The organism is Microvirga terrestris (assembly GCF_015694425.1).
Taxonomy (GTDB): domain Bacteria; phylum Pseudomonadota; class Alphaproteobacteria; order Rhizobiales; family Beijerinckiaceae; genus Microvirga; species Microvirga terrestris.
The window spans coordinates 452,890-460,680 of sequence record NZ_JADQDN010000003.1 but is presented as its reverse complement, the minus strand read 5'-3'; the positions used below and the strand labels follow the sequence as shown (position 1 = coordinate 460,680).

Sequence of the window (7,791 nt, the reverse complement as noted above, 5' to 3'; positions counted from 1 at the left end):
GAGCGGGCGAGCTGGCCGACCTCGTCCTTGCGCTCGACCCCCGTGACGCTCACCTCCAGATCGCCCGAAGCCAAGCGGCCCATCGCTCCCGTCATCGAACCCAACGGACGCGTCACACCGTAGATCGTGATGGCTGCAAGGAGGCCGATTGCCAAGGTCAGGCCGACAACGGAGGAGGCAATCAGTTTGGCAGAGGTGAAAGAGGCGAGATCCGCCGCATCCTGCTTCTCCTGCTCCAGGGTCGTGGCATTGGCTGTGACAAGCTCGTCGAGCGCCTGCGTGGCTTTCTGGCGTATATTGCGTCCCTCGCCGCTGGAGAGCTTGAAGGCTTCGTCGCTTTCGTTGAGCTGAGCATGGGCAATGGTCCGGCCCATGATAGCGAAGTAGTCCTCGACGATCTTTTTCAATTGCTCGATGGTCGCGCGGCGCTCCGGCGTTTCGGACAGCGCAGTCAGGGACTCCAGCCCTTTTAGGGTTTTCTCCTTCGCCTCCCGGAAGGCCTGCTCGTAGACCGCCATTTCCTGGAAGCGCGTCTCAATGATCAAGTTCTTTTCTTGAACCGCCGCCTCGTTGACATTGGCCTTGATGTTCAGTGCCATGCTGCGCCGAGCTGCATGGACATCGACGATCTGCTGGGTTTCCGCCGCGAGCGTATCCAGAGCAGTTTTGGCGAAGATGATGAGGCCGATGGTGACAGCCATCATCACGAGCACCGGAATGGCCAGCTTTGCAATGATTTTGAGATTGTTCAAGGCGCGCATCGAATTTCAATGGCCTGCCCGCATCACCGCGGGAGGCGCGCGCCCCCACGACGCGCTTATCCAGGCTACGAAGTTCTAGCCGGGAATACATACCTGAGCTATTACGGTTAATACCTATTGCTGAAGTAAGATTTTATTAATTACTTAGAAAATCTAAGCAGAGATAAAGCTGAATTTACAATTCGTTAACAGATCGAATCTAGAAGCTGTTTCCGCTTCGCCGAAATAACTTTAGAGCACCACGATGCCGGAGTGCTTGGCCTTGGTGTCCGGCTCAACATGGATCGTGATCAGGGCGTCCTCCACATCGGCCTTCAGCGCTCGTTCCAATCGGTCGCAGATGTCATGGGCATCGGTCACGCTCATGGCACCCGACACGACGAGGTGGAAATCAATAAAGGTCATCCGGCCTGCATGGCGCGTGCGCAGGTCGTGCGCTTCGATGGCACCTTCCGCATTCAGAGCGATGATTTCCCGTACGCGGATGAGCGTGGTTTCCGGCAGGGCCTCATCCATGAGGCCGCCGATGCTCTCCTTGATCAGCCCCCATCCCGACCAGAGAATGTTGACCGCCACCATGGCGGCGAGCGCTGAATCGAGCCAGGCCCATCCAGTGAGCGGCACGAGCAGGAGGCCGATGATAACCACCGCCGATGAGACCACATCGGTGAGGAGGTGACGCCCGTCCGCCACCAGGGCGGGTGACCGCAGGCGCCGTCCGCGGCGGATCAAAGCCCAAGACCAGACCGCGTTGATCACGCTGGCCACCATGTTGACGGCAAGCCCCTGCATCGGAGCATCGATCACCCGCGGCGACATGAATCCGAAATAGGCTTCGCGCAGGATCGCAAGCGCTGCGACGATGATCAGCACGCCTTCGAGCACGGCTGAGAAATACTCCACCTTATGGTGGCCGTAAGGGTGATTGGCATCCGCCGGTGCGGCACTCAGACGAACGGCCATGAAGGCTGCCACTGCCGTCACCACGTTGATAACGCTCTCCAGCGCGTCGGAATAAAGCGCAATGCTGCCTGTGATGTAATAGGCGGCATATTTCAGGACGAAAACAACGGTTCCGACGAATATGCTGCCAATGGCAAGCTTTTGAATCTTGTCCATGGCACGTCACTTAAAAGTTGGCTCAGCGGGAAACAAGGCGAGCTTATAGGGCCTGTTTCTACAAGTGCAAGGACTTGTTTTTACTTGCAAATCGGTTGCAAAATCATGATGCTCGACGGAGCGATCGGCAGAATGTCAAGCCCGTTCCAGGATCGGCTGGCCTCACCTTTTCAAGCTCATGCCGCAACTTGGTGCAGCCGCCCAGAATGTGCATCACTCGGGGATCGCCGCCGCCTTCGCCATCAGCTTCTTATAATAGTTCGACAAGGGCGGGGAGAGCGTCTGGCATTGCTGGACCAGGGCCAAGGCTTCCACGCGCTTGCCCGCGCTGATCGTGTCGAGAAGCGTGGGATGCAGCTCCGTCAGCTGTGCAAGCGCCGGGTCCTGCTTGCACTGCTCGATTGGAGCCACGATGGTGAAGATCGCCGATTTCTCGCTGCGGCCTTTGACGGCGATGCGATCGAGTTCGATCAAGACGAAATGCTCCTGCAGGGCCTTCGCCGTGGCAGGGCCCAGCACGATCGAGACGCCGTATTCCTTCGACAGGCTCTCCAGGCGCGAGGCAAGGTTCACCGTGTCGCCGAGCACGGAGTAATCGTAGCGCCAGCGCGAGCCTACATTGCCCACCACGCAGTCGCCGGTGTTGATGCCGACACCGATAGCAAAGCGAGGGGCGTCCTCACCCTGCTCCTGCCGCAGCTCCTCATTGAGGATCTTGACCGCCTCCAGCATGCGCAGGGCGGCGCGTGCGGCGTTCAGCGGGTGATCCGGGCTGGGGAGAGGCGCGTTCCAGAACGCCATCACGCAATCGCCGATATATTTGTCGATGGTGCCGCCTTCCGCGAGCACTGCCTCCGAAAGCGGATCGAGCAGACGGTTGATGAGCGCGGTCAGCCGCTCCGGCTCGTCCTTCAGCTTTTCCGACAGGGTGGTGAAGCCGCGCACGTCGCAGAACAGGATGGACAGGTTGCGGCGCTCGCCACCCAGCTTCAGGGCGCTGGGGTCGCGGGCGAGCTGCGCCACGAGATCCGGTGACAGGTAGCGCGAGAACGCCTCCGACACGGTGCGGCGCAGATGTCGCTCGCGGGCATAATCGAGGCCGAACCGCGCTCCGAACACGGAGAGCGCTGCAGCCGCCGGCAGGGCGGGCGGCGCCCAAACCCGTCCAAAGCGCAGCAAAGCCCAGGCTCCGACGATGAAGAAGGCGAGGAGGAAGGTGGCTGCAAGCCCCGTCTTCCATGTGACGCCGCGGGTGGAGAAGGCAGCCGCGAGGAACGCTCCGGCGACCACGAGCAGCACCATGACCAGGCTGGGGAGCGGGAGCGCGTAGAGGTTATGGCGGAGGTTGTCGAGGATCGTAGCCTGGACCTCCACACCGGCCGTGAGCGTGCCCTCGGTCAGCGTATAGGGGGTCGGGAAGGTATCGGGGGCTCCCGCATCGGCAGTCGTGGCGGCCTGGAGGCTCAAGCCCACCAGAACGACCTTGTCCTTGAAATAATTAGGGGGAAGGAAAGTCTTCGGATCGAGAGCCTGATAATAGGATGCGGTCGGATACGAACGCCGGGGTCCGAAGTACTGGATCAGCGCCCCGTCAGGAGCGGGAGCCTGCGGCTCTCCCTTCAGCCGCAGCGCCTCGGCGGCGAAACTGCCCTGAATGGGTGGCATGCGGCGCAGGTAGGCATCGCCGTCGAGATGCATCGAGGCAATGCCTGGGACGGCGCCGGCATCCAGGAACTGATCGAGCGGATTGACTCGCGTGACCTGCGTGCCCTGCTCCAACGGCGTTGTGACATCGTCAGCTGCGAGCACCACATCCGGGCCGAGCGCGCTGGCGAGGGCTGTATCGGCTTCTGCCGTGGTGGGATCGGCGAAGATGATGTCGATGGCGATGACCTTCGCGCCGGCTGCGCGTAAGCTCTCGATCAGCTTCGCGTGGATGTCACGAGGCCAGGGCCAGCGCTGTCCAATCTCGCCGATGGAGGGCTCGTCGATAGCGACGATCACGGCACCGGGCTCAACAGGTAGCGGAGGGGCGATGACCGACAGAATGTCGTAGAGCCGCGCCTCGATGAGGCGGACAGGCGAGAAGAACAGAAACGGTATCAGCAGCGCCGCGATGATCCCGGCCATGGTGAAATGGCGCCAGAGAGGTTCTCCGCCGCCATGATCCCGTGTCGTCCCAGAACTCTTCACCTCAGAACCTAGCTTTCACACTCGCCTCGATGGTGCGACCCGGCCCGCGGATATCGGGAGCCAGTTCGAAATCCTCGTCGAACATATTGAGCACGCTCAGTCCGAACAGGAGGCGGCGATCCGGAGTCTCCCAGCTCAAGGCTGCATCTGCCGTCCAGTAGTCGTCAATCTCACGCCCCCGCAGGTTGCCCGAAATGTCTCCGAGGAAGGTGCCGGCAAGGGTGAATTTGAGCCGGCTCGGATGGACGAAGGTAACGCCCGCACGGGCGAACTTGCCGGCGATGAAAGGTACGTCGGCACCGGGTGCCTCTTCCGAACGAATGTCCGACGAGATCGTCCCGATGGTACCGAAGACACCGATCCCGTGGGTCAGCCAGAGGTTGGCCGTTGCGGCAAGCCGATCAACGCGCGCCTTGCCGATACCGATGTCATCGAAGCTGTAGGCGATCGGAAGATTTAAGTTTTGGGCATCCTGGCGCTGATATTCCACAGAGGTAAAGACATACGGCGACCATTCCGCATCCCAGCGCAGGGCCAGAGTTTTGGTTTCTCCGCCCAATTGCGTGGGCAGGGCATTCGGCACCAAGCCGACCGTGGTCACAGGCGCCAGGGTGAACGGGATGGGAGATCCCGTGTCCTGGCGGTAAGCCGCACGAAGCCATTGGCCCTCGACGGGTGAGATCCCGATCCCGACCCGTGGCGAAACCTCGTCATCCGCCGACTGACCTCCGACCTTGACCGTGCTGTGCTCGATGCCCGCCTGCGCCTCGATCCAATCGAAGGGGCGCCAGAAGACATCCGCGTAGAGGCGGGTCGTGCGGAAGCTTGTGCTCGATTGATCATTGATGTCGGTGAAGTCGAATGTTTCCGTCGCTGTGTTGTAGACGAAGGCTCGGCCCTCATTGCGGGTGATCGTCCGGCCCCTTTGTGCCTCGAAGCCATAATGTAGGGTCAGGTCGCCGAAACCGATCATGTGGGACAGGGCGGCCGAAGCGCCCTCCGTCCGCGTCCGGTCCCAATTGCGGCCTCCAACGATGAAGCCGGGGAAAGATTCGGCATTCGCCGTGTTCGTGAAGCTGCGGTTGATGGCGTTGATGCCGAAGACGGCGCCCGTCAGGACGTTGCGGTCGCTGAAGCTATGGCTCCAGCCTGCCCCACCCAGTACGGCGGCATTGTTCTGCGTCCCCTCGCCGAAGTTAGTCGGGGTGTTGATCGTGGCGATGGCCGGATCGTTGTTCGCGCCGGCCCCGAACACGAGGAAACGGTCGGCCGCCGAAGGCGCCATGCCAATGAAGAAGGAGCCGCTATTGGCATTCTCCCGGTCGATAAGATCGCGTCCGTTCGTCTTGAGGCGGTTTGCCGTGATATTGAAGGAGGTTGGAATCGGCTCGTTCGAGAAGCCCTGCACATTTGCATCCGCACCCCAGCCGAGGCGCCCATTGTGATGGAGGAGCGAGCCGCCCACTTCCGCGTCCACGAAGGGGCGACGATAAAAGTCGGGCCGTCCGATGCGGCCGGACACGGCCAGCGGATCGAAGAAGAGGCCCTGGATGGTGAGGTTGAATGCCGAGAGATCCAGGCCGACGCCACTCTCGATGTTTGAGACGTCCGGCCGGCCCGTCACGAGGCTGGGCCGCTCCACGGCCGACTGGTCGAAATAGCTCGAGGCGTCGAAGGGATCGAACACCCGGTCGCCGTAGAAGCGGGACCACTCGTTGAGGTTCAGGAAGCGGTAGGCCTGAGCCGGGTAGGAGCCGCCATCCTTGTTGATGGCAATGCCGGCGAAATCGCCGCCGCGCTGGCGGTAGCGGCGCAGAGTCTCACGAGCTGCGAGCACGGCCTGATCCGCCTGGTACTGATCGATGGCGATGCCCGTTCGCACGCTCGAGACGGCCGGATCGTTCGGGTCGAGCCGATCCGCATTGTCGAGAGCCTGGATCGCCAGCTCGTCGTCGCCGTTCTGGTAGTAGGAGGCAGCAGCCAGCAGAAGGCCCTGCGACAAGCCGGGATTAGCGGCCGATCCGGCGAGAATGGCCTCCAGGCCTTTGATCGCCTCCCCCTTCTGCATCAGGTAGCGGCCTCGGGCCAGATAGGCCACATGGAAGCCGGGATCGAGGGTGAGTGCCTTGTCGATCATCGCGCCCGCTTCCTCGACCCGGTACTGATCGAGAAGGAAGATCGCCAGATTGGCGTAAGCGACTGGGCTATACGGATCTTCCGCAATGGCCCGGCGCATGGCCTCTTCGGCGGCAAGCGGTCGGTCCCGGTCGGATTCAAAAAGGCCGAGCGTGTTCCAGAGGCCGGAATTGCCGGGCGCGATCTCGAGAGCCCTGCGCATGGCCTCGATTGCCGCGTTGACCTCGCCGTCGATGTCGCCGCGGATGCTGCTCTCGGCGGCAATCACCTCGGGATCCTCCGGGTCGAGGGCCTTGGCCCTCGCGATCGAGGCGCGCATCTCCTCGCGCCGGTTTAAGGCATAGGCAATCGTTGCCGCCGTCGTGGCAATCCGCGTATCGTTGGGGAAGCGCTTCGCCGCCGCCTTCAGGACCTCGGCCGCAGCATTTAGATCCTGCTTGAACGCGACCACATAGGCATGGGCCAGGGCCGCGAATGGATCGTTGCCCAGAGCCTTTGGCTCCGCATAGATCCGGTTCGGGTCGGCCAGCGATTGGGTGATATAGCGCCCGTAGGAGGCCAGCACGCGCCGCTTGGGATCGAGGCCCCGTTCGGCCCTGGCAAACAGGGCAGCGGCCTCGGACCACCGGTGCTGCGATCCGAGAAGGGCTGCTTCGACCATGTCTGCGCGGGCGCGCTGGGTGGCGCTCAGGCGGCGGCTGCGAGCCTCGGCGAGCGCCTGCGCGGCAACGACCCTTCCGTCATAGGAAGGGGCGATCTCGGCAAGGACCAGCCAATCCTCGACGCTGCGCGCCTGCGGGGGAATGGCTTTGATCCTGGTGCGCTCCTCTCTTAAGGCTGGCCCCACCAAAGGCGTGGTCGAGAGAGACGAGAAGGTCTCACGCAGGCTCAGGTAGAAGAGCATCTGCTCCCGGTCGTTCGAGTTCGTGATCACGAACTTCGTCGGAGCCTGCCCAATCGACGCGACGGCGCCTTCACCCTGGCGGACCGTCACGGAGCCTTGGGCATTGGTGAGCTCGACTACGCCTTCGAGCACAATGAGGGATGTGCGGCCTCCCTCGACCGAAAGAGACCAGTCTGTGCCGCGGATGGCCGCGACCGCTGCGGGCGTCTTGACGTCCACGCCTGAGCCGCCGCGGGCCGCGCGGGCCCAGATGTTGCCGGCTTGGAGGCTGAGCTGGGTGTTGCCGGTCTGGCCGCCGGCGACGTCATTGACGGTCAGGGTCGAGTTGCGCCCGACGCGGATCTGGGTCTGATCGGCAAACAGGATCGCGAGATTGCCGATCTCGTTGGTCCGCAGGGTATCGCCGCCCACCACGTTCTGCTGAATGGCGGCCGCGCGCCAGAGATCCTCGCGCACGAAGCGCATTTCCTCGCCGCCCTTGGTGGCCACGATGGCGCCCGCCGCCGGGACCGGGCGCGGCACGGGAGACTGCGCCTGCGCATGCACGAGGCTCAGCACAAGAGCGCTTGTTGCGGTCAGAAGGCGAGAAGATTGTACAGACATGAAGGACCAGCTTGATCGGAAGCTACCTGCTCTAACGTTACTAGAGCTTAGCAGCAAGAGCCGGGGATCAAAGCC

At 62.5% G+C, this 7,791-nt stretch carries 4 protein-coding genes; all 4 read right to left on the bottom strand.

The window, feature by feature from the left end:
- Positions 1-761: MCP four helix bundle domain-containing protein (locus I2H36_RS09165; protein WP_196263571.1), on the bottom strand; the 761-nt coding region annotated here is incomplete at its 3' end.
- A 231-nt stretch (positions 762-992) separates the two neighbouring features.
- On the bottom strand, positions 993-1,880 hold the full coding sequence (locus I2H36_RS09160; RefSeq protein ID WP_196263570.1) for a cation diffusion facilitator family transporter: 888 nt from the start codon (positions 1,878-1,880) through the stop codon (positions 993-995).
- 213 nt (positions 1,881-2,093) lie between these two features.
- Entirely contained in the window at positions 2,094-4,073 is a 1,980-nt protein-coding gene (locus I2H36_RS09155; protein ID WP_343234419.1) for a CHASE2 domain-containing protein, read from the bottom strand.
- 1 nt (position 4,074) lies between these two features.
- Positions 4,075-7,716, bottom strand: a complete 3,642-nt coding sequence (locus tag I2H36_RS09150) for a FecR domain-containing protein (RefSeq protein WP_196263569.1) — start codon at positions 7,714-7,716, stop codon at positions 4,075-4,077.
- Positions 7,717-7,791: the final 75 nt, after the last annotated feature.